Origin of the sequence: Paenibacillus sp. FSL P4-0176 (assembly GCF_037975265.1) — a bacterium.
Classification (GTDB): domain Bacteria; phylum Bacillota; class Bacilli; order Paenibacillales; family Paenibacillaceae; genus Paenibacillus; species Paenibacillus amylolyticus.
The window spans coordinates 1-24,407 of sequence record NZ_CP150242.1 but is presented as its reverse complement, the minus strand read 5'-3'; the positions used below and the strand labels follow the sequence as shown (position 1 = coordinate 24,407).

The 24,407-nt window shown below is 47.3% G+C and carries 16 protein-coding genes and 3 rRNA genes; 2 read left to right on the top strand and 17 right to left on the bottom strand.

Annotated elements, in window-relative coordinates:
- Positions 1 to 31: 31 nt before the first annotated feature.
- From tmk to MKY95_RS00075, 5 genes are all read right to left on the bottom strand, one after another.
- Positions 32 to 679, bottom strand: a complete 648-nt coding sequence (tmk, locus tag MKY95_RS00095; RefSeq protein ID WP_036606134.1) for a dTMP kinase — start codon at positions 677 to 679, stop codon at positions 32 to 34.
- Between the two features lie 217 nt (positions 680 to 896).
- Entirely contained in the window at positions 897 to 1,589 is a 693-nt protein-coding gene (locus tag MKY95_RS00090) for an LrgB family protein (RefSeq protein WP_051446958.1), read from the bottom strand.
- Positions 1,559 to 1,936, bottom strand: coding sequence for a CidA/LrgA family protein (locus tag MKY95_RS00085; RefSeq protein ID WP_143781161.1), 378 nt, complete (start codon positions 1,934 to 1,936; stop codon positions 1,559 to 1,561). The genes MKY95_RS00090 and MKY95_RS00085 overlap by 31 nt, the downstream gene beginning before the upstream one ends.
- Before the next feature lie 560 nt (positions 1,937 to 2,496).
- Positions 2,497 to 4,323 (bottom strand): aminotransferase class I/II-fold pyridoxal phosphate-dependent enzyme, encoded by a 1,827-nt coding sequence (locus MKY95_RS00080; RefSeq protein WP_076320279.1) that lies wholly within the window; start codon positions 4,321 to 4,323, stop codon positions 2,497 to 2,499.
- A 259-nt stretch (positions 4,324 to 4,582) separates the two neighbouring features.
- On the bottom strand, positions 4,583 to 4,768 hold the full coding sequence (locus tag MKY95_RS00075; RefSeq protein ID WP_017691396.1) for a sigma factor G inhibitor Gin: 186 nt from the start codon (positions 4,766 to 4,768) through the stop codon (positions 4,583 to 4,585).
- Positions 4,769 to 5,268: 500 nt separating this feature from the next.
- Between MKY95_RS00075 and MKY95_RS00070 the strand changes: the two genes are divergently transcribed.
- The gene (locus MKY95_RS00070) at positions 5,269 to 5,793 is read left to right on the top strand and encodes a hypothetical protein (protein WP_036606136.1); all 525 of its coding nucleotides are present in this window, start codon (positions 5,269 to 5,271) and stop codon (positions 5,791 to 5,793) included.
- 654 nt (positions 5,794 to 6,447) lie between these two features.
- Here the strand turns inward: MKY95_RS00070 and MKY95_RS00065 are convergent.
- The 6 genes from MKY95_RS00065 to gyrA form a co-directional block, all read right to left on the bottom strand.
- Positions 6,448 to 6,888 (bottom strand): hypothetical protein, encoded by a 441-nt coding sequence (locus MKY95_RS00065; RefSeq protein ID WP_017691399.1) that lies wholly within the window; start codon positions 6,886 to 6,888, stop codon positions 6,448 to 6,450.
- Between the two features lie 212 nt (positions 6,889 to 7,100).
- Positions 7,101 to 7,217, bottom strand: a 5S ribosomal RNA gene (gene rrf, locus MKY95_RS00060).
- A gap of 76 nt (positions 7,218 to 7,293) precedes the next feature.
- Positions 7,294 to 10,219 (bottom strand): 23S ribosomal RNA (locus MKY95_RS00055).
- A gap of 364 nt (positions 10,220 to 10,583) precedes the next feature.
- Positions 10,584 to 12,136 (bottom strand): 16S ribosomal RNA (locus tag MKY95_RS00050).
- Together the 16S, 23S and 5S rRNA genes form the textbook arrangement of a ribosomal RNA operon.
- A 466-nt stretch (positions 12,137 to 12,602) precedes the next feature.
- Complete coding sequence (locus MKY95_RS00045; RefSeq protein ID WP_036612005.1) at positions 12,603 to 13,721, bottom strand: HD-GYP domain-containing protein; 1,119 nt, start codon at positions 13,719 to 13,721, stop codon at positions 12,603 to 12,605.
- A gap of 222 nt (positions 13,722 to 13,943) precedes the next feature.
- On the bottom strand, positions 13,944 to 16,508 hold the full coding sequence (gene gyrA, locus MKY95_RS00040) for a DNA gyrase subunit A (RefSeq protein ID WP_036612002.1): 2,565 nt from the start codon (positions 16,506 to 16,508) through the stop codon (positions 13,944 to 13,946).
- A 427-nt stretch (positions 16,509 to 16,935) separates the two neighbouring features.
- On the opposite strand from gyrA, the gene MKY95_RS00035 reads away from it, so the two are divergent.
- On the top strand, positions 16,936 to 17,883 hold the full coding sequence (locus MKY95_RS00035) for a YheC/YheD family protein (protein WP_036612000.1): 948 nt from the start codon (positions 16,936 to 16,938) through the stop codon (positions 17,881 to 17,883).
- Between the two features lie 93 nt (positions 17,884 to 17,976).
- Here MKY95_RS00035 and gyrB read toward each other — a convergent pair whose 3' ends face one another.
- The 6 genes from gyrB to dnaA all read right to left on the bottom strand — a co-directional run bounded on the left by gyrB (position 17,977) and on the right by dnaA (position 24,407).
- Complete coding sequence (gene gyrB, locus MKY95_RS00030) at positions 17,977 to 19,887, bottom strand: DNA topoisomerase (ATP-hydrolyzing) subunit B (protein WP_036611997.1); 1,911 nt, start codon at positions 19,885 to 19,887, stop codon at positions 17,977 to 17,979.
- 145 nt (positions 19,888 to 20,032) lie between these two features.
- On the bottom strand, positions 20,033 to 20,281 hold the full coding sequence (locus tag MKY95_RS00025; protein WP_017691405.1) for an extracellular matrix/biofilm biosynthesis regulator RemA family protein: 249 nt from the start codon (positions 20,279 to 20,281) through the stop codon (positions 20,033 to 20,035).
- 14 nt (positions 20,282 to 20,295) lie between these two features.
- On the bottom strand, positions 20,296 to 21,408 hold the full coding sequence (gene recF, locus MKY95_RS00020; RefSeq protein WP_017691406.1) for a DNA replication/repair protein RecF: 1,113 nt from the start codon (positions 21,406 to 21,408) through the stop codon (positions 20,296 to 20,298).
- Between the two features lie 57 nt (positions 21,409 to 21,465).
- The gene (yaaA, locus tag MKY95_RS00015) at positions 21,466 to 21,681 is read right to left on the bottom strand and encodes a S4 domain-containing protein YaaA (protein WP_036611994.1); all 216 of its coding nucleotides are present in this window, start codon (positions 21,679 to 21,681) and stop codon (positions 21,466 to 21,468) included.
- 16 nt (positions 21,682 to 21,697) lie between these two features.
- Positions 21,698 to 22,840: a DNA polymerase III subunit beta gene (dnaN, locus tag MKY95_RS00010; RefSeq protein ID WP_017691408.1), complete on the bottom strand. Its 1,143-nt coding sequence runs from the start codon at positions 22,838 to 22,840 to the stop codon at positions 21,698 to 21,700.
- A gap of 220 nt (positions 22,841 to 23,060) precedes the next feature.
- Complete coding sequence (dnaA, locus tag MKY95_RS00005; protein ID WP_036611990.1) at positions 23,061 to 24,407, bottom strand: chromosomal replication initiator protein DnaA; 1,347 nt, start codon at positions 24,405 to 24,407, stop codon at positions 23,061 to 23,063.

Sequence of the window (24,407 nt, the reverse complement as noted above, 5' to 3'; positions counted from 1 at the left end):
TTATCAAATGCCCTGTCTATATATTAGACAATTACTCGTCAAAATCCTTCAAAATCCCTGTCTCCAGCGACAAAATCATTGCTGCCAAGACATCCTCCTGCTTCATGGAAGCATCGATAACTCTGATCCGTTCCGGGAACTGCTCTTTTAATAGGAAGTAACCCTCTCGCACTTTACGGTGAAACTCCAGATTTTCCAGATCCAGACGGTTCACTTCGCGGCCATCATGAGCATCGATCCGGGCAAGCCCCACTTCAGGCTCAATGTCCAGATATAAGGTCACATCCGGCATGAGATCACCAATCGCAAAACGATTAATGGCCCATACATTCTCTATCCCGAGTCCACGGGCGTGCCCTTGATAGACCAGACTGCTATCGACAAATCGGTCACAGATGACTGCTTTTCCAGCTCTCAGTGCAGGCTCTACTTTCTCCGCCAGATGCTGGCTGCGTGCAGCTGCATACAATAGTGCTTCGGTTCGAGCATCCATTGCCGTATGAAGAGGGTCCAGAATAATTGAACGTATTTTCTCCGCAATCTCAATTCCACCAGGCTCTCGCGTAACTACGTAAGGTATACCCCGTTCTTCAAAATAAGAACCTATTCTACCGATCATCGTTGTTTTACCGGAACCCTCTCCCCCTTCCAGCGTAATGAATTTACCTCTGCCCTGCATATGCTTCCCTGCTTTCTATGTCGATAATTGCATCTATTGCTGCTGTAATGGAATATGCTTAGACCCTCTTGCTACAAGATATGATATCTCCCGCCCAGAGGTGTATAGCTACAGCTATATCGGTACGTATTAATAACACCCAGATCATACAAGCTTGTTTCTTTCTATCATACTATAGGTCAGCGGTTACTCCAACATGAACAACAAAGTAAAACATTCAACCGTAGATGATCCATACCCATAATGGAAGCATAATTGATCCGGCAATAGCACTGACAATCATGGAAACTGAACTGAGGGCTACCGCATTCTCTCCATATTCAAAAGACCTTGCCATGCCGAGGGCATGAGATGCTGAACCCAGTCCAATCCCATAGGCATGTTTACTGCGGACTTTGGCCCATTTCAAGAGCATCGGCCCCAATAATATCCCTGAGAATCCTGCAATCATCACAAACAGCGATGTGAATGAGGCATTCCCCCCAACCTGATTAGCAAGTTGAATAGCCACAGGAGTTGTCACTGATTTTGGCAATAAAGCGATGACCATCTCTTGCGGATAACCGAGCAGAATGGCGATTAAAGCGCCTGTAGCGATACCTGTAATACTGCCTCCGATTGTCCCACCCACAATTGGAATGATATTTTGCTTCAGCACATGCAGATGTCTGGACAAGGGAAAAGCAAGAGATACAACTGCTGGACCCAAGAGCTCCTGTATCCATTTTCCACCCAGCATGTACGTATCCAGCTTTATACCGGAGATCACCAAGATCAGGATCAGGATGGCAGTCGTTGTGAGTACAGGCATAAGTATCGGCCATTTTAATCTTTTATATAGACGAGTAGCTGGAATATATACAGCGATGGTTAGCACGATCATTCCAATTCCGAGGATGAATGCTGACAAGTGATCGCCTCCTTTTTGCCTGAGTGAGACGATCTCCATGTCATAAGCCACTCACTTAATTTGGCAGATATCAGACATGTGATTAATGTGCTAACGATCAAACCCAGAACCAATAACAAGGTGTTGGCTCTAAAAAAATCAAAATGATTAATAATGCCCACAGTTGGCGGGATGAACAACAATTGCAGATGAGATTGAAGCCACGTCGACCCTTCTTCTCCCCAGCTCATTTTGATCCATCCCAGTTGAATGGTGACAAACAATACCATCATGCCCACAATACTGCCTGTTAACGGCAGATGTAATACAGCTTGAATCAAGTTGCCAATCCAATAAAAACCGTACATCAACAAAACTTGCAGGACTATTCCTGTATATTTTTTTAGCGGAATACCCAAAGTGTTCCCTTCTTTCTTATGTCTATCTCTATAAGTTGAACTAAAGCGTGTCTTCAAACTGAACGTGTCTGGAGCAGGGCACGGAGCGGGAGTGCTAACGACCCTGTGACGTCTTATTCAGCGATTTGAAGCGCCCGCAACAATCTAAGGAATCTGAAACACGGTATATTGGAATAACCAGCCGTTTACAGCGTGTTTGTTAGGTCAATATGGTTAATAACGTGTCTCAGGTTCCTTACAAAATAAAAGGAGGACTCGAAGGCTAAATAAGACGTCCTCGGTTTCTTAGAAAATCGTCTGGACAATTCGCCAGGATCAGCAATCCTTGACTTCAAGCTGTTGGACCCTGACATTCTTCAACGTATTGCATGCCTGATTTTGAAGACACACCCTAGCAACTAGATTAATGGCCAAGAGACCCTCACATGTGTAGGGTCCGGTATCGCTATCCGTATTGGTCATATTGCCTACCTATTGGTGAATGCAATTCAGATCCTCATGTGTTCCCTTCATTCCTTCATAACCTTCAATGACCGTAGAGATGCATCGGATACCCCATGAAACTTTGCACCCTCATCCCGCAGGAGTTGTATACGAGCCACCATCGATGTACTAATACGTTCACCCGGATATACAAGCGGAATCCCTGGAGGATACGGGACTACCATCTCAGCTGATCGACAGCCTACGCTTTCTTCTATCGGCACATTGATCGTATTCGTCTCCACAATTGGTTGCAGTGTAAAGGAGATCGGTTCCGAGTAGCGAGTGTTTTCTTGTAAATTGTTCCACGTGGAAATATAATGTGCAGAAACTTTCGCAAGCTGTTGCGATGGCTCTGTATTGGATTGGTTCAGCTCATGCCCATTGGCAGAGCTGATATGGTGTAAAGCCTGCAACAGGTGCTGAGCATCTTGCACCGTTGAGCCCAGGCTGAAGAGCAAGACGACGTACCGTTCGTCGCTCATCTCGGGCACACAGCCGCATGCTTCCAGCTGCTGCTGTAGCCCATAACCGCTCAGCACCCCTGCGCCGTCATAGATGACGGCCTTGAATGGGTCCTGAGCGGTATACCCCGCGGCAGATGGCATAGCCGCCGCGGTCAGACCCTCCCGTGTCTGCTGCGCAGCGGACACGGACATGCCAGCCGGCTTCGCTGTTCCGGCTGGCGGTTCTGGCTGCAGCGGCTGTGCAGGCTGCAGCAACTGGAAGCGCGGCAGCTCCGCGAGGCCGCGCTTAAAGGCATTCACGGCGGCGAGCCCCGCCGTGAATGTGTTCGCGCCCTGCACATGCAGCAGCCGGCGCGCCAGATCAAGCGAAGCCATCACCGGGTATGATGGGCTTGAGCTTTGCACCATGGCCAGGCGCTGCCTTAACAGGGACCGGTTCAACCGCGGTCCCTGAATGTGCAGCATGGCACCCATGGTGAAGGCCGTCAGCATCTTATGTGTCGACTGCACGACACCGTCTGCTCCGCATGACAGTGCAGAGACAGGCAGCTCCGGATGCTGCCCATAATGCGCGCCATGCGCTTCATCCACGAGCAATGGCATGCCAGCGGCGTGGCATACCTCGGCTATGGGCGTCAGATCAGCGCCCATGCCGTAATAATTGGGCAAAGTGACCAATACGCCCTTTGCCTCAGGATAGGACTGGACAGCAGCCTGCACCGTCTCCACAGACGGCATGACCGCAAGTCCAGACGCAGGATCGACCCACGGCTCCAGAAATACAGCTCTTGCTCCTGCCAGCATTAACCCGTGAATAACGGATTTGTGCACATTCCGTTGCACCAGCACAATACTGTTTGGCTCATCACACACAGTTAGCAATAGAGACAAATTACCTGCTGTACTTCCTCCCACAAGGAAGAAACTCTCCTCCGCTCCAAAACAATCTGCCGCAAGCTCCTGTGCTTCCTGGATTACACCTTCCGGATGGTGCAAATCATCGGTGCCCGTAATCTCCGTAACATCCATCTCCATCATCTCCAGAAATGAACGCACCGGTACCAGTTCTAATTCCGAGTGAGCCCCTTCAACGCTGAGTCGTTCCACGCTCTCCAGATCAGCCCCATGTTCACCCACCGAACTGAAACGCTCTACCTTCTGGTTAAAATTCTTTTCTCCATCATTCTGGATCTCTCTGTTATGCGGGTATTCCTCATTGACGATATCCTTAACTGGAGGTTGCCCTGCTTCTGCTTGTTCTACCAAATGTCGATAAGCTTGTCCATTCTTATGCCCAGGCACATGAAAAGAACGCTGCTTCGAATCACGATACGCAAGCAACGCTTCATATAAAGGGGCACTACTTGCTTTATTTTTATGATCCATGAAATAACCATCCTGTACATATATTATGTGCGCCCGATGCGTTCCAAAAAATGCATCCTAATCTAAGCAACGCCCTTCTTCCCCATCTCCACACGCGTTACTGCAAATGATCTATACCATTATATCAGCATACGCCTTCCCAAGATGTCATACAAGGCAATCTCTCCTCTTAAAAACAGAAAAAGGCCCATTGGGCCTCTATACACATCAGCATCGTTACAATGTGATGTTTCGCTTCTACTTCTATTAGCAACATTTATTATGCGTTTTTTTGTACCCAAATTTGCTTCATTTGATGAATAAAATAATTGTACTTGGCATCCTGCGCGTCGGTATGAACCATTTCTGCTTCACAAGTGTCACATATGAATTCAGATACAATAAAAATGCCTTCTCTTTTTCTTTGCTCGCAGATAATACATGTGTGTTCGGCATGTTCTTCCATGAACCATCCCACCTTGTTTTACATTTACTATCAGTATTGCACAGTTTCTATTATTTTAAACATTTTCATAGTGCTTTCTTTCTATAAAATATATATATTCGCCCACCCCCTCTTGGGTGTCTGTACCGAAAAATACATTCATTCTCCCTACAAGAACATTCACCTGCTTATGTATATACAGTAATCTTACAATCCATCGCATTTACCTCTACATCACGTATCCCATAGCCTGACACAAACTTATATTCAATTTCCTTAAAAAAACATGGAATCCCAGCCGATATATAATACATGATAACGATATCAAAGCCTGACAGTCCGTGTATTCGGGAGTATACTGAGATAAGCTCCGTCGAATCTCAATATCTTGTACAATCGTCATGGCGTGAGATACAAGGTTCATATATACATACATGTATGATTCATTCCCTTTTACTCGTGTAAAAAAAACGAATACCTACCCCACACAAACGTGAATCCGAAGGAGGATATATAATCGTATGATCGCCGAACCGGAGAATAAAGCAACATTTTATCAATACCGGCTTCTGAAAAAAAAGGCTATCGCCCGCAGTGTCATTTACAGCTATCTGTGTCTGCCGGTCATCATGCTCTTATTCAATCTACTCGCATTCTCCTGGACTGGCCTCTTCTTTTTTGTACTGGCAGGTCCAATCACCATCTGGATTCATTATGTCATCGCCAGAACGATATTACTGCTGGTCCGTACCTCTTACGCCAAACGCTGGCGCTGGAATATGCGTATGCCCTGGTTAGGTTATATCCCTGATCAGCATTTCAGCTTCCGTATGTTTGTCCGGGTACACCTTAACATGAGCTGGATTGGACTATGTATCATTACAGTATGTTTGATATGGTCGCCATTGTCCTTCACCCTCTCGCTGATCTTCTGGCATTTGTGGTTGCTGGGTCCTCGCTTGTATGTTGTAATGGTTCTCTCCCGTGAGCGCAAAGACGGACTCATTAAATTGAATGAACAAGATGTCTCATATTATCTGCAATAACACTCCCTCATTTATGCAATACTCAATGTACCTTACTTACTTGTAATACATAACCGCTGAGCCCTTCGAATAATCTGATGCAAAAACATAATCGTGTATCGTTCAGTTGACTCAGCCTCACATGCTCAAATAAAAGTTATCCACTGTGGATAACTTTTATTTATTGTTCCCTTCTCATCCATTATCCACAGCATGGGCATAGTTAAATGAGTTATCCCCACTCGTGGCTCCGTTCTTCTCCTCTTTTCCTCCCGCTGCTCCATATCCTCATAACCCCAGATATCTCGTAGATCTTACACCTTTAAGCGATCTCTCACTCAGTCTCAGCTCTATCCCCCTTATGGTCGCTTCCATCAGCCTTTCATTACCTCAATACCTTTATGCAACTTATATCTCTCCCCCTCTACTTTTAGCGCTCCACACTCCCCTATGCTTCAAGCACACATACCACCTATACGTGTACAAAAGAAGCTGCTCCATTCCTTCTGAACATGTATGACCACTGATCCACCATACGTGATAGCTTCTCCAATCATTACTAAAACCTAATTCGCCAAATAACAAAAAGCCCCCGATCAAGTACACGGGAGCTTTACTATATTATAAGGAACATCACAGCGTTAATTAATCATACCAAACCATACCTGAACCAGCTCAATCATCTTCAGCCAATGATTTAACTGTCGTTTGAGTAGCATCATTTCTAGGAACCATTAGTGTAAAGGAACCATCATGTACTGCTAAATGCACAGTATGTCCTTCCTTTGCAAATACACGCAAGGTACTGGATTCATTGGATGTACCCTTGGCTTGCCTCTCTGTCCAACCCCAGCTTTTAATCTCGTCTAGATATACCTCAGGCAAGCTAGTACTCTCACTAATACCAGACAGCGTATATCGAACATAATCCATATCCGAATTATTTTCAGACTGGTCAGATTTATTCGCTACTTTCGGCACCGGAAAACTCTTCTCGTTCACCGCGCCTTCATATGAAGTCCATACAGATCCTGAAGCTTCACCGCATCCTGCTAGAACAACGGTCAGACAAAGCAACAGAAATGATTGTAGTCCAAGTCTCCGCCAACTTAACACACACACCCTCCTTTTCACAGCTGCACATTCCAGCTCTGTGGTCAGGTACTTTTAGCATATTTAACATAGTCCTATTATACTGGTTTTGCCGCTGTTATCCGTAACAAAAATGTTACCTTCCAGTATCGATCATGTCAGAGCTTCCACTTATCATATTTAATCCTTATAAACAAATAAAAACCACCACCGAATATCATCGGCAGTGGTTCTTTGCTTGGCGGCGTCCTACTCTCCCAGGACCCTGCGGTCCAAGTACCATCGGCGCTAGAGGGCTTAACGGTCGTGTTCGGGATGGGTACGTGTGGAACCCCTCCGCCATCGCCACCAAACGCGTAGCTTACATTTCAGAGTTGTTGTTCTCTGAAAACTAGATTCGAAACGAAACACGCGATTTACAACTTGCTATTGGATAAGCCCTCGACCGATTAGTACTGGTCAGCTCCATGCATTGCTGCACTTCCACCCCCAGCCTATCTACCTCGTCGTCTTCAAGGGGTCTTACATACTGGGAAATCTCATCTTGAGGGGGGCTTCACGCTTAGATGCTTTCAGCGTTTATCCCGTCCGTACATAGCTACCCAGCGGTGCTCCTGGCGGAACAACTGGTACACCAGCGGTACGTCCATCCCGGTCCTCTCGTACTAAGGACAGCTCCTCTCAAATTTCCTACGCCCACGACAGATAGGGACCGAACTGTCTCACGACGTTCTGAACCCAGCTCGCGTACCGCTTTAATGGGCGAACAGCCCAACCCTTGGGACCTACTTCAGCCCCAGGATGCGATGAGCCGACATCGAGGTGCCAAACCTCCCCGTCGATGTGGACTCTTGGGGGAGATAAGCCTGTTATCCCCAGGGTAGCTTTTATCCGTTGAGCGATGGCCCTTCCATGCGGTACCACCGGATCACTAAGCCCGACTTTCGTCCCTGCTCGACTTGTAGGTCTCGCAGTCAAGCTCCCTTATGCCTTTGCACTCTTCGAATGATTTCCAACCATTCTGAGGGAACCTTTGGGCGCCTCCGTTACTCTTTAGGAGGCGACCGCCCCAGTCAAACTGCCCACCTGACACTGTCCCCGCACCGGATTACGGTACCAGGTTAGAACCTAGATACGATCAGGGTGGTATCCCAACGTTGCCTCCACGCAAGCTGGCGCTCACGTTTCAAAGGCTCCCACCTATCCTGTACAGATCGTACCCAAATTCAATATCAAGCTGCAGTAAAGCTCCATGGGGTCTTTCCGTCTTGTCGCGGGTAACCTGCATCTTCACAGGTATTAAAATTTCACCGGATCTCTCGTTGAGACAGCGCCCAAGTCGTTACGCCATTCGTGCGGGTCAGAATTTACCTGACAAGGAATTTCGCTACCTTAGGACCGTTATAGTTACGGCCGCCGTTTACTGGGGCTTCGGTTCACAGCTTCGGATTGCTCCTAACCACTCCCCTTAACCTTCCAGCACCGGGCAGGCGTCAGCCCGTATACTTCGCCTTACGGCTTCGCACAGACCTGTGTTTTTGCTAAACAGTCGCTTGGGCCTTTTCACTGCGGCCCCCTCGTGCTATTCACACTACCGGGGCACCCCTTCTCCCGAAGTTACGGGGTCATTTTGCCGAGTTCCTTAACGAGAGTTCTTCCGCGCGCCTTAGAATACTCTTCTCGCCTACCTGTGTCGGTTTGCGGTACGGGCACCATCACCTGGCTAGAGGCTTTTCTTGGCAGTGTGAGATCATGACCTTCGCTACTATAATTTTCGCTCCCCATCACAGCTCAGCCTTACAATGTGCGGATTTGCCTACACATCAGCCTTACTGCTTAGACGGACATCCATCAGTCCGCGTCACTACCCTACTGCGTCCCCCCATTGCTCATAACGGCTTACGGTGGTACAGGAATTTCGACCTGTTGTCCTTCGACTACGCCTTTCGGCCTCGCCTTAGGTCCCGACTTACCCTGAGCGGACGAGCCTTCCTCAGGAACCCTTAGGCTTTCGGCGGATCAGATTCTCACTGATCTTTTCGTTACTCATACCGGCATTCTCACTTGTATAATGTCCAGCGCTCCTTACGGTACACCTTCAACCCTTATACAACGCTCCCCTACCCCTGATGCAAAGCATCAAGCCATAGCTTCGGTGGTGTGTTTAGCCCCGTTACATTTTCGGCGCAGAGTCACTCGACCAGTGAGCTATTACGCACTCTTTCAATGATGGCTGCTTCTAAGCCAACATCCTGGTTGTCTGTGCAACTCCACATCCTTTCCCACTTAACACACACTTGGGGACCTTAGCTGATGGTCTGGGCTGTTTCCCTTTTGACAATGGATCTTAGCACTCACTGTCTGACTCCCGGAAGTAAGTCTATGGCATTCGGAGTTTGACTGAGCTTGGTAACCCTTGCGGGCCCCGCACCCAATCAGTGCTCTACCTCCACGACTCTGTTTTCCGAGGCTAGCCCTAAAGCTATTTCGGGGAGAACCAGCTATCTCCGAGTTCGATTGGAATTTCTCCGCTACCCCCACCTCATCCCCGCATTTTTCAACATGCGTGGGTTCGGGCCTCCAGTGCGTGTTACCGCACCTTCACCCTGGACAGGGGTAGATCACCCGGTTTCGGGTCTACGTCCACGTACTAAGTCGCCCTATTCAGACTCGCTTTCGCTGCGGCTCCGGCTCTTCACCTTAACCTTGCACGGGAACGTAACTCGCCGGTTCATTCTACAAAAGGCACGCCATCACCCCTAAAACGGGCTCTGACTTTTTGTAAGCACACGGTTTCAGGTTCTATTTCACTCCCCTTCCGGGGTGCTTTTCACCTTTCCCTCACGGTACTGCTTCACTATCGGTCGCTAGGAAGTATTTAGCCTTGGCAGATGGTCCTGCCGGATTCATACGGGGTTTCACGTGCCCCGCACTACTCGGGATCCGTCTCGGAGGGAACAGACTTTCAACTACAGGGCTTTTACCTTCTTTGGCGGGCCTTTCCAGACCTCTTCGCTTAACCGGTTCCTTTGTAACTCCATGTGAGACGTCCCACAACCCCAAAGAGCAAGCTCTCTGGTTTGGGCTTCTCCGCGTTCGCTCGCCGCTACTGACGGAATCACTATTGTTTTCTCTTCCTCAGGGTACTTAGATGTTTCAGTTCCCCTGGTATGCCTCTGCATAACCTATGTATTCAGTTATGAGTAACTGGAAATTACCCCAGCTGGGTTTCCCCATTCGGACACCCCCGGATCAAAGCTTGCTTACAGCTCCCCGAGGCAGTTTCGTTGTTCGCCACGTCCTTCATCGGCTCCTAGCGCCTAGGCATCCTCCGTGTGCTCTTAGTAGCTTAACCTCGTGCTCCGGTTTCGACTGCTCACTTCCCTTGTTTTGCTTGCGCAAAGCCAAAAGTCGCTCCCATTCGATACCATCGTACGTGCAATCTACCGTTTTTATTGAAACTTGTTTAACACAAGTTCAGCTAAAAAGGAATGTTCTAATTCGCGTTTGTTTCGTTTCGATATCTAGTTTTCAAAGAACAAGCTCCATGCAAAAGCAAGCTGTTTGAGAGTTTGAGCTCTCAAAACTGAGCAACGAGTGAGTAGTTTGTGCTCTTCATTTCATCCACACCGAAGTGACGGACCGAAATGAATCGCTGTTGCAGGTTCTAAGAACCTGCTTATTTGAATGTTTCCGTTGCAGGAAACGATTCTCCATAGAAAGGAGGTGATCCAGCCGCACCTTCCGATACGGCTACCTTGTTACGACTTCACCCCAATCATCTATCCCACCTTCGGCGGCTGGCTCCTTGCGGTTACCCCACCGACTTCGGGTGTTATAAACTCTCGTGGTGTGACGGGCGGTGTGTACAAGACCCGGGAACGTATTCACCGCGGCATGCTGATCCGCGATTACTAGCAATTCCGACTTCATGCAGGCGAGTTGCAGCCTGCAATCCGAACTGAGACCGGCTTTGTTGGGATTGGCTCCATCTCGCGATTTCGCAGCCCGTTGTACCGGCCATTGTAGTACGTGTGTAGCCCAGGTCATAAGGGGCATGATGATTTGACGTCATCCCCACCTTCCTCCGGTTTGTCACCGGCAGTCTATCTAGAGTGCCCATCCGAAATGCTGGCAACTAAATATAAGGGTTGCGCTCGTTGCGGGACTTAACCCAACATCTCACGACACGAGCTGACGACAACCATGCACCACCTGTCTCCTCTGTCCCGAAGGAAAGATACATCTCTGCATCGATCAGAGGGATGTCAAGACCTGGTAAGGTTCTTCGCGTTGCTTCGAATTAAACCACATACTCCACTGCTTGTGCGGGTCCCCGTCAATTCCTTTGAGTTTCAGTCTTGCGACCGTACTCCCCAGGCGGAGTGCTTAATGTGTTAACTTCGGCACCAAGGGTATCGAAACCCCTAACACCTAGCACTCATCGTTTACGGCGTGGACTACCAGGGTATCTAATCCTGTTTGCTCCCCACGCTTTCGCGCCTCAGCGTCAGTTACAGCCCAGAGAGTCGCCTTCGCCACTGGTGTTCCTCCACATATCTACGCATTTCACCGCTACACGTGGAATTCCACTCTCCTCTTCTGCACTCAAGTCACCCAGTTTCCAGTGCGATCCGGGGTTGAGCCCCGGGATTAAACACCAGACTTAAATGACCGCCTGCGCGCGCTTTACGCCCAATAATTCCGGACAACGCTTGCCCCCTACGTATTACCGCGGCTGCTGGCACGTAGTTAGCCGGGGCTTTCTTCTCAGGTACCGTCACCTTGAGAGCAGTTACTCTCCCAAGCGTTCTTCCCTGGCAACAGAGCTTTACGATCCGAAAACCTTCATCACTCACGCGGCATTGCTCCGTCAGGCTTTCGCCCATTGCGGAAGATTCCCTACTGCTGCCTCCCGTAGGAGTCTGGGCCGTGTCTCAGTCCCAGTGTGGCCGATCACCCTCTCAGGTCGGCTACGCATCGTCGCCTTGGTGAGCCGTTACCTCACCAACTAGCTAATGCGCCGCAGGCCCATCCCCAAGTGACAGATTGCTCCGTCTTTCCAGTTCTCTTCAGGCGAAGAAAACAATTATTCGGTATTAGCTACCGTTTCCGGTAGTTGTCCCAAACTTGAGGGCAGGTTGCCTACGTGTTACTCACCCGTCCGCCGCTAACCATCAGAGAAGCAAGCTTCTCTTCAAGTCCGCTCGACTTGCATGTATTAGGCATGCCGCCAGCGTTCGTCCTGAGCCAGGATCAAACTCTCCAATAAAGTATTGAAAAGAGCGATAAGCTCATTTTGAATCTGACGAGATTAAAAATCTCATTTGTGCTCCAGTCGATTCAAGCCAAGGCTTGTTTCAAACTTTCGCGTTCATTCTGCAAGCAGAATGTTTACTCACTCGTTGTTCAGTTTTCAAAGATCAAACTTATTTTGTTACCGAATGTCGTTCTCTTCAGCAACTTTTATATCTTATCACATCCGAACCAACTTCGCAAGCTCTTTTTTTAAGTTTCTTTCGAAGCTTATTTCATTTGCTTGCCGCACCGTGTAAACCGTGTTTTCTTGGCCGGAATTAGAATATACCATGTAGAGATTTTGAATGCAAGTCTTTTTTTGAGTAATTATATATAACTCTACAATCTTTCTGTTTTTTCTACACTTCCACATTTATCTCACGTAAAAAGCCTCTCTATAAAAGAAAGGCCCTCTCATCAAGTTACTTTAATATCTATTGTTATCCGATAACCTCTTGGATGTGAAGCTGCCGTTGCTGCATCAGGTTAATGATGGTTCCTTCTACTGACACCATAGGCCGTGTAGGATGATCTCGATCAGAGAATACGATCTCTCCAATCTGGTTATTGCTGAGTTTCACTCGGATGCCATTATGGATCTGGGTCGACCGTTGAACAAATACACTTACGATTGCAGGATCCAATTTCCCAAATGCCTCACTTTGGATCTGTTCTAGGACTAGGTATGGTGATTGTGCCTTGCGGTAGATCTTCTCCAGCGTCATGGCGTGGAAAATATCAGCGATAGCTACAATCTTGGCATAAATATGAATCTGCGTCCCACTAAGCTGCAACGGGTAGCCTGAACCATCCACTTTTTCATGATGCTGTAAAGCTGCAAGTCTGGCTCCCTCATTAATGGCCTTTGCCTGTTTAAGGATCTGATAACCATATTTCGTATGCTGACGAATCTCTTCCTGCTCTGTAGCCGTCAACGTGGATGGTTTATGGAGTATCTGCGGATCTACCTTGTTGTTACCAATATCATGGAACAAGCCTGCAAAAGCCACTTGCATCCAATCCTTGGAGGGGAGATCGATCCATTGAGCCAGTTGATAGGATGTGATCGCACTCAGTACGGCATGGTGATATACATAATCATGTTCTTGCATTACTCGTGGACTGAAGGTAAGCACATTATATTGTTTGAGATGTGCAAACACAGCCTCCAACTGTGTACGTAACTCATAGACCGGTAATTCAGCCGCCAGAGAGGACAGGAAAGCATTTTTGGTTAGACCAACCATCTTCTCATACTCATCCTGCAAAGACGTTACTACAGGAGCTGTGGTGACGTTCCCTGTCTTCCCTGCCGGTTCACCATTGTTATCATTGGCAGAACTTCCTGCGGACACAGATGCACCTTTGGTTCCTGTACTACTCGACGCCATTCTTTCTTGTTCAATATCTACCTGTTGAATCATAAAGGCTCTGAGCACTTCCATATCCTTGGGTAAAATGACTTTTCCCTTCTGAAGCAGAACGTTGCCGCGAAGTGTTTGCACATCACTCCCAAGTTTGAGTCCTGGTTTGACTTCTGACAGGGTGATTAATCCCATGTGTATTCCCCTCACTCATCGTTCTTCTATGTTAATACAAACAAGACCATAGTCCCGGTTTTTCATGATATTTCCCATTATATTACTCAGGAATCAGGCTGTACATCCCAGATTCGGAAGAATAAAAGAAGAGATTCCTTTATACAAACAAAAGGGCTCCCGGTGGGAGCCCTCGCAATCTTCTTCCAATCTCAAAGAGATCAGTCTTTATAAAATTCTATTTTATGCTTCCGAACCGGAATCGTCGTCGCCCTCAACTTCATTAACCTCAGCGTCAGAAACGGTGCCTTCTTCCAAGCTTACTTCCGGAGCTTGGGACTCCTCGCCTTCCAAGCCTTCAAGCGACTCATCGTCTGGTTCCTCTTCATTTTTGTCAATTCGGCTGACTGTAGCTACTGAATCCTCGTCACGAATATGAATCAGCTTCACACCCTGCGTGTATCGACCCATAGTGGATATGCCTTCCATGCTCATCCGGATCAACGTACCGCTGGACGTGATAATCATCAGATCCTCTTCGGTTTTAACCATTTTGAGGCTGACTACTGAGCCGTTCTTCTCTGTGACATTAATAGTCTTGATCCCTTTACCGCCACGAGTCTGCATCCGATAATCACTGACAGGTGTACGTTTACCGTAACCTTTGGCTGTAACGATCAGAACATCAAGCTCTTTATCAACTACATCCATGCCGATAACAGCATCCTGTTCATCCAATGTAATCCCTTTGACCCCGGTTGCGCTACGTCCCATGGAACGTACATTACCTTCCGAGAATCGAATAGACATTCCGTGAGCTGTACCCATGATGATCTCTTGCAATCCATCGGTCAGCTTAACATCGATCAGAACGTCATCATCACGTAAGGAAATACCGATCAAGCCGCCTTTGCGGATATTGGTGTAATCCTCAAGTGGCGTCTTCTTCACAACCCCTTGGCGGGTAGCAAAGAACAAATATCTGTCACTTTCGAATTCCTGGACCGGAATTACGGCATTGACCGATTCGCCCTGCTCGATCTGGATCAGGTTGATAATCGGCGTTCCCCGAGCGGTACGTCCAAGCTCTGGAATCTCGTAAGCTTTGAGACGGTACACTTTACCTTTGTCAGTGAAGAACATGAGGTAATTGTGGGAGTTGGTCACAAACAGATGCTCGACAAAGTCAGTATCTTTCGTATCCATACCCACGACTCCACGTCCACCACGTTTCTGGCTGCGGTATGTGGATACCGGCAGACGTTTCACGTAGCCTGTATGAGTAATCGTAATGATAACCTCTTCACGTGGAATCAGGTCCTCATCCAGAATACTCTCTTCACCTACAGTGATCTCCGTACGACGATCATCGCTGAAGCGGTCGCGGATCTCTTGCAGCTCCGTACTGATAATCTCAAGCACCAGATGCTCATTGGCCAGAATTTCGCGATACTCTCTGATTTTGACCATAAGTTCGTTATATTCATTTTCAATACGTTCGCGTTCCAGACCTGTGAGTCGTTGCAAACGCATATCGAGAATAGCTTGAGCCTGATCATGACTGAGTGAGAAGCGCTCAATCAAACCTTCCCTTGCTGCATCCGCATTACTGGATGAACGAATCAACGTAATAATCTCGTCGATATGATCCAGCGCAATACGTAAACCTTCCAGAATGTGTGCACGAGCTTCAGCCTTTTTCAGTTCAAACTGCGTACGTCTGCGAATAACCTCAATCTGATGCTGCAGGTAGTGATACAACACTTCGCGCAAGTTCAGGATTTTAGGTTCTTTATTAACAATCGCAAGCATGTTAATCCCGAAAGTGGATTGCATCGATGTATGTTTGTACAGGTTGTTCAGGACAACCCCCGGATTCACGTCTCTGCGAAGCTCAATTACAACCCGCATACCATTACGGTCAGACTCATCACGAAGGTCAGTAATACCATCAATCTTTTTATCACGTACCAACTCGGCGATTTTCTCAACGAGTCTCGCCTTGTTTACCTGATAAGGCAACTCTGTAACGATAATTCGCGCCTTGTTGTTGTTCTCTTCGATGTTGGTTTTAGCCCGCATCGTTACTGAACCACGTCCGGTCTGATACGCCTGGCGGATGCCTGAGCGGCCCAAAATGTAGCCGGACGTAGGGAAGTCTGGTCCTTGAATGTAATCCATGAGTTCCATGGATGTAATGTCCGGATTTTGAATCATGGCCTGTACACCATCAATGACCTCACCCAGGTTATGAGGAGGAATATTGGTAGCCATACCTACCGCGATCCCGCCGACCCCATTGACAAGCAAGTTAGGAAAACGAGCAGGCAGAACGATTGGCTCATGTTCTTCACCGTCATAGTTTGGTTGGAAATCAATCGTATCCTTGTTGATATCTCTGAGCATTTCCATAGCAATCTTGGACAAACGTGCTTCGGTATAACGCATGGCTGCTGCCATATCACCATCGACCGATCCAAAGTTACCATGTCCATCTACATGCATATAACGCAGGGAGAAATCCTGTGCCATCCGTACCATCGTCTCGTAAACAGCAGAGTCACCGTGTGGGTGATACTTACCGATAACTTCGCCGACGATTCTGGCTGATTTTTTATGTGGTTTATCGGGTGTCATGCCAAGCTCTGACATCGCGTACAGAATACGCCGGTGAACCGGCTTCAATCCATCACGCACGTCAGGTAAGGCACGGCTAACGATGATGCTCATCGCATAATCCATAAACGATTCACGCATCTCGACGCCTATATCCCGATCTGTAATCTGAGAGTTCATTTCTTCCGCCATGCTGGACCTCCTTCTTGTCCTTCAACAAACGTTCCATTCCGTCATGCAAAAAAGTTGATTATATGTGAAAAGCCTAACAAGGCTAAAACCGCGCAAGAACGCTACTCTTTATTATATTACTTTCACAAAAGTTACACAATTAAACGTCCGCTGGGCAATAGCCTTTCTTCCGGGAACTTCTGCGTGTCTAGGGATACGCCCTGCCTTCCTCCCCAATTGCACATACAATGCTAGAAAAACGGCATATGTACTGTGCCTACCGAGGCTAAAGCCATTCCCGTCCTACGATCAAACTGCAAATTGTGCAGCTCATCGCACAAAACGCCATATTTCTCTATTATACCACTGAAATCGTCTCTTGTCCCTTGATTTCTCCGTGTCTGGTCCCTCTTTAGAACTGAACAAAACATGAAAGGACTGATGAATCTTGGGTATCCAACGCGTCTCCAGCAAATGGGCCAAAACAGCCGTGTTACAACGCAGTCGCATTGTGAATGAATATATCCCAGTGACCCGAAAATATAGCCGTCAAACTCTGGAACGAATGACTGAATTATTTGAGTCCAACTATATCAAACCGGACCGTGGCACTTACGGTAATGGCGTTATGCGGGTGAGAACAACCCGTTTATACGAACCTGTTGTTAATTCCGAAGATTCCACCACAGATGCAGAGGTTTCGGAAGAAACCAATGATCGAAACCTGCCTGATGAACCCGAAGCAAGTGCTATTATCTCCAGAGCTACCTATCTCACAACAACATATCATCTCCAATACGGTACAGAGGAGAGATCATTTCATTCTCTGGACGAACTCGAACGAGCACTGAATGATCGCATTCAGGAACGTGATTATATCATTCAACAGGGAATATCGCTGATGAAGCATGAAGATTTGCCTTTTGACTTGCGTGTGTTAACTCAGAAAAATCTGCAACACAACTGGGAAACAACAGGTGTTCTGGGACGTGTTGCTGCCCCTGGTAAAATCATCACCAACATTCATGGCGGTGGGCGATTGGCCACGTTTGAAGAACTCGTACTCCCCCATCTTCACCAGGATGGCTTCAAAAAACTTCGCACTGAGCTGTACCGCTTAGGTATTCATACCGCTGTGCAATTGCAAACATCATTTCCAAGACTCAAAGAGATTGGTATTGATATTGCGCTAGACGAAGCAGGGCGTCCCTGGATTCTTGAAGTCAACACACTTCCAGGCATTTACGCCTTTGGCTTATTACCGGACAAGGAGGCGTACCGGAAGATCAAACGTTATGCGATTGCGTACGGTCGTTTGCCCTCCAAAAAGGGTAAGAGCTCCCGTCCATCCCCTAAAGCACAGGCTTCATCTGCCAAAAAACGTATACGCAGATAACAAAGGGATATGGAGATCTAAGTATACGCCTTCCCTGTTCCATACCTTCCCTAATATAAAAAAGGCGCCCTCTCAGGCGCCTCTTCGAATATGTTAAATGTCGAGGTTTTTCACGTATTTTGCATTTTCCTGGATAAAGTCACGACGCGGTTCAACGTTATCCCCCATCAGGGTGTCAAACATGGTATCAGCAAGTATGGCATCATTAATCGATACTTGCATCATGGTCCGGCTCTCCGGATCCATCGTCGTTTCCCACAATTGTCCGGCATTCATCTCGCCAAGACCTTTGTAACGCTGAACGTTGAATTTCGCATTTTCGCCGAGCGTTGCAATAATTTCATCGCGCTCTCTCTCGGAACCGGCATAACGAATCACTTTGTTACGCTCAATCTTGAACAATGGCGGTTGTGCAATATATACATAACCTGCCTCAATGATTTTACGCATGTACCGATACAGGAATGTCAGCAATAGTGTTCGGATATGAGCACCATCAACGTCGGCATCGGTCATCAAAATGATTTTGTGATAGCGTGCTTTGGCAATATCGAAGTCATCACCAATACCCGTACCCATTGCCGTAATAATTGCTCTAATCTCCGCATTACCCAATATTCGGTCGAGACGAGCTTTTTCCACGTTCAAAATCTTACCACGCAGTGGCAAAATCGCTTGGAAATGACGATCCCGACCTTGCTTTGCTGATCCGCCTGCAGAGTCACCTTCGACGATGTACAATTCGCTGATTGAAGCATCCTTGGATGAACAGTCTGCCAGTTTACCTGGAAGTGAGCTCACTTCGAGTGCACCTTTACGACGTGTCAGTTCACGGGCTTTACGGGCAGCTTCACGCGCACGTGCTGCTTGCAGACCTTTTTCCAAAATGCGACGGGATACGGAAGGATTCTCTTCCAGGAACTCCTGAAGTTTCTCGGCAAACAAGGATTCGACAATCCCACGCACTTCGCTGTTGCCCAGCTTGGTCTTTGTCTGTCCTTCAAATTGCGGTTCCGGAATCTTGACCGAAATAATGGCCGTCAAACCTTCACGCACGTCATCCCCGGAAAGGTTCCCCGTGCTGTCCTTGATTACCCCCGCCTTACGGGCGTAGTCATTGATAATCCGCGTAAGGGCACTCTTGAAACCTGATTCATGCGTTCCGCCCTCATGCGTGTTGATATTGTTCGCGAAGGAATAGATATTCTCGGTGTAGTTGTCATTGTATTGCAGGGCAACTTCCACCTGGATGTTATCTCTGGAACCTTCGACGTAAATTGGATTCTCATGCAGGACTTCGCGCTTCTGGTTCAGGTAGGAGACGTATTCGATAATGCCGCCTTCGTACATGAACGAGTTGGTTGCACCTGTACGCTCATCCGTCAATGTAAGACCGATGCCCTTGTTCAGGAATGCCAGCTCACGAATCCGGGCAAGCAAGATGTCATATTCGAACACTCTTGTTTCCGTGAAAATTTCAGGATCTGGATGGAATCTAACCGTTGTTCCTGTTTCGTCGGTTGTACCGATCACTTTCAGGTCATACTGTGGAGCTCCACGGCGATATTCCTGTTGATAGATATGTCCCTCACGTTTAACCGTTACAACCACTTTTTCAGAGAGTGCATTCACAACGGACACACCAACACCATGCAAACCACCGGATACTTTATATCCGCCGCCGCCAAATTTTCCCCCTGCATGGAGGACAGTCATAACTACCTCAAGTGCAGGACGTTTCATTTTGGTATGTTCGCCGACAGGAATACCCCGTCCGTTATCGACTACAGTCACGCTATTGTCTTCATGGATACTAACCTCAATGTGGTCGCAGTAACCTGCAAGCGCTTCGTCAATACTGTTGTCCACTACTTCCCAGACCAGATGATGCAGGCCCTTGGAACTGGTGGAACCGATATACATGCCCGGACGCTTCCGTACGGCTTCCAATCCTTCAAGGACCTGAATTTCATTCGCATCATATGACGGTTGATTCATAGACATGCCTTTCACCTACTTCTATAGATTCAATATCGTAAATATGCGTTAACTAATAATTGTTTGCTGAAATAGGCAACGTCCTTCATTTCAGCAGCTATTCAAATTTAAAGACAAGCAGCAAAAGAGACATCTTTTATGCCACACAACGCTAGAGATCCGGAAAAATGTGAGCCCGCTTTTTCAGCGTGGCTGAGGAAATAGGCGAGTAGTACACAATGTTTTTGGTCACCACAATGGACTTGGCTTCCTCTTCGCCGATGTGTTCCACTGTTTTTTCCTGCTCGGCATGCGTGACATACTGCTTGGAGATCTTTGAGGATTTTTCAATCGATATATCAAAAATAGCGACCAATTCGGAAGAACGGATGATCTTCTCACCGCCCAGATGAATGTACATAAGCCCCTCACTCCTTAGCGTTCAACCTGTCCGGCATGAACGTGATAAATACTGGCATCTTTGAGCTTGTCAACGTTCAGGCTCTCGATCCCCGTAGCCGTAATAAAGGTTTGCACCTTGCTCTGGAACGTTTCGATCAGCTGCGTCTGGCGAAAAGGGTCCAGCTCGGACAGAACATCATCCAGCAACAGAACTGGATATTCTCCGATTTCTTCATGAATCAGTTCAATTTCCGCAAGTTTAAGGGACAACGCCGTTGTGCGCTGCTGCCCCTGCGAGCCATATGTTTGTACTTCCCGATCGTTAATGAAAAAGGACAGGTCATCCCGATGCGGCCCACTAAGGGTTGTGCCTCGGCGAATCTCCTGCTCTTTCATTTGTGATAATTTTATCATAAATTGGTCCATTAAGACAGCTTCATCTTCCTCAGCGGCTTCGCTGAAGGAAGGAAGGTAGGCCAGCCGCAAGACTTCTCCGCCTCCGGTGATCCCCTGATGAATCGTTTCTGCCCACTTTTGCAGTTTCTTTATGAATTGTTTCCTTTTTTTGACGATTTTAACACCATGCTCGACCAGTTGTTCATTCCACACCTCAAGCATGGTCTGGGCCGATGCCCCTTTTCCCCATAACTGCTTAAGCAAATTATTTCGTTGGACGAGCACTTTTTGGTATTGCTGCAGGTGGTACAGGTAGCCAGGTGCAACCTGTCCAATCTCCATGTCAAGAAACCGGCGGCGGACCCCCGGTGTGCCTTTTACAATCTCCAGATCCTCCGGTGCAAACATCACCACATTGAGCGCTCCGACAAAATCACTTAACTTGCGCTGCTCCAGGCCGTTAATCTTTGCTTTTTTGCCTTGTTGCGACAAAGATAGTTCAAGCTTGACCGATCCGTACTTTTTGTCGACCTCTGCTGCAAGTCTGGCACGTTCCTCACCGAAACGGATTAACTCCTTATCACGGGATGTACGGTGGCTCTTGGTGAGTGCAAGTACAAAAATCGCCTCTGCAAGATTGGTCTTGCCTTGGGCATTTTGCCCGATCAACAAGTTTACGGGACCAAAAGAATCCAGTCTCAGATGTTCATAATTGCGGAAATTCTGCAGATCAATGCTGTTCACAAACACGCGGTAACCTCCCTTTTATCCCGTCCGTCAGGAGGCAGCAGGATCGAACTGGTCTTCTTATTCTGCAGCAACTTCGAATGTGCCTTCTCCGTCCACTTCAACGATATCCCCAGGGTATAACTTACGTCCCCGGCGTTCCTCAGGCTCTTTATTCACACGTACAAGTCCTTCCTGAAGCAGAGCTTTGGCCATACCTCCAGTTGGGATGCAATCAGCCAATTTCAAAAATTGATCAAGCTTAATATATTCCGTACGAATCGTAACTTGGTTCACTATGATCTTCCTTTCGTTAGTTGGTCGTCCGATATGGCAATATCACGTAAAGGCTGTGACTGTCATCCAGCGGTTTCAAGATGATTGGACTCATGACTCCTGTAAAAGCGATCATCAGTTGCTCACTTTCAACAACTTTCAGCACATCCAGCATGTATTTGGAGTTGAACGAGATTTTTAACGGATCTCCTGTAAACTCGGCAGGTTCGATTTCTTCTCTTACTTTACCTAGCTCGGAAGAGCTTGAAGAAATTTCAACGGATCCCGAATCCATCGTTTGCATACGCACGATGTTTGTTTTCTCTTCACGCGACAGCAAATAAGCCCGGTCAATGGATTCACTTAATTTTTTTGTATCTAAAACAAGTTCTGTTTTGTATGACGTTGGAATAATTCTAGAAGTATCCGGATATGTTCCGTCCAAAATACGGGAGTAGAACAATACACGGTCGATTTTGAACAGAACCTGGTTATCTGCAACAACGATATCCACAAGGGTATTTTGATCCGGAACAATTTTGCTGAGTTCGTTCAGCGTTTTACCGGAAATGACCACGTTGTTAAAGCGGATACCTTCTGCATTATCCAGCATTGCTGATCGAGTAGCAAGACGGTGACGGTCTGTTGCCACAAATTTCAATTCGTTGTCACCCAAACTCCAGAGTACACCTGTCAGGATTGGAGTAGTCTCATGTGTGGAAATGGAGAAGACCGTTTGTTTGATCATATTTTTCAGCAAATCTCCTGGAATGGAGACGGTTTGGTTTTCTTCGATGCTTGGCAGTACCGGGAATTCTTCCGGATCCAGACCTACCAGTTGAATTTCGGTAGCACCTGCGGAGATAAAGGTGTTGAAGTTCTCTTTGACTTCCATGTGCACTTCCTGTGATGGCAGCTTCTTGATGATCTCCACAAAAAACTTGGCTGGCAAAACTACACTGCCGGGTTGATCTACCTGAACTACGCTTTTATCTCCATCTTCAAGCGGGATGAAGGATTGAATGGATATATCGGTGTCACTTGCTGTCAACGTTACACCTTGATGATTGACGTCGAATTTAATACCGCTCAGGATCGGAATCGTCGTACGGCTTGAGATCGCTTTGGATACTTGCTGTATGGAATCGTTTAAGTAGTTTTTCATTATGCTGATTTTCATGGTTTCACTCCTAGCTGTTTTTTTGGGTGTTGGGGTGTTAAAAGGTGTTTTTCAAAGGCCGAAGGCTAAGCTCCGAAATGGCTATTTTGGAGATGATATCTTTAAGATCTTTTTAGTAATAATAGTAATAGGGGCACTGAATATGTGGATAAGTGGGTATAAACCCGTACACCCAAGCCTATCCACATGTGTATACGTTGTGCATAGGCTTGGGACTTGTTCAGGTTGGATTCTTTATTTTTTCGGTTAAGTTGTTGATAACTTTATAGAGATCCTGATCGTTTTTAATCGCTTGGGAGATTTTTTCGTGAGCATGTATGACAGTGGTGTGATCTCGTCCTCCGAATGCTTCCCCAATTTTGGGCAGAGAAAAGTCTGTCAGTTCACGAGAGAGATACATGGCAATCTGTCTTGGAAAAGCAACTGCCTTGGTCCGTTTCCGTGCTTTGAAATCTTCAAGCTTAAGGCTATAATACTCGCCGACCTTTTGTTGGATGTCATGAATAGTGATCATTTTGGGACGACTGGAAGGAATAATATCCTTCAGTGCTTCAGCTGCCAGATGAGTGGTTACATCTTGATTAGTCAGTGAAGAATAAGCAACGACCCGAATCAGGGCGCCCTCCAGTTCACGGATGTTGGTGTCAATCTGGTTGGCAATGTACATCATCGCTTCATTCGGAATATCCAAGTTTTCCGCACGTGCCTTTTTCCGCAAAATTGCGATCCTTGTCTCCAAATCTGGAGGCTGGATATCCGTGATTAACCCCCATTCAAAGCGAGAACGAAGCCGTTCTTCCAATGTCGGAATTTCCTTCGGTGGTCTGTCGCTGGAGATGATAATCTGCTTCCGTTCCTCATGCAGCGCATTAAACGTATGGAAAAATTCCTCTTGTGTTGATTCTTTTCCCGCCAAGAACTGAATATCATCAATGAGCAAAATGTCGACGCTCCGGTATTTGTTACGGAAGCTCTCCCCGCGGTTGTCACGGATCGAGTTAATGAATTCGTTCGTGAATTTCTCAGACGACAAATAAACGACTTTGCTGCCCGGATCATGCTCCAGAACATAATGTCCGATCGCATGCATCAAGTGAGTTTTACCGAGACCTACTCCTCCATACAGAAAGAGAGGATTGTAAGCTTTGGCGGGCGCTTCAGCGACCGCCAGCGATGCGGCATGGGCAAAACGGTTGCCCGGCCCGATGACAAATGTATCGAACGTATATTTCGGATTCAGCATGCTGAGTACGGCTTCTTCCTGTACAACTGTAGGCGTTGGCGCCGGCAGTTGCGGGTCCGGTTCAGCAGGCTTGTTCTCTTCGATGACAAATTTCACATCGACTTGCTTGCCAAGCAACTCGTATACCGTCGAGCCAACCAATTTGGTGTAACGGCTCTCCAGCCATTCGACGGCAAACGTGGTTGGTGCGGAAATGACGATTGAACGGTCATTCAGCTTTGTGGCTTTGGTTGCTTTGAACCAGGTGTCAAAGCTGGGTTTGCTGAGTTTGTTTTGTATGATTGATAAAATTTGCTGCCATAAATCAGAAGTATGGCTGTCCAC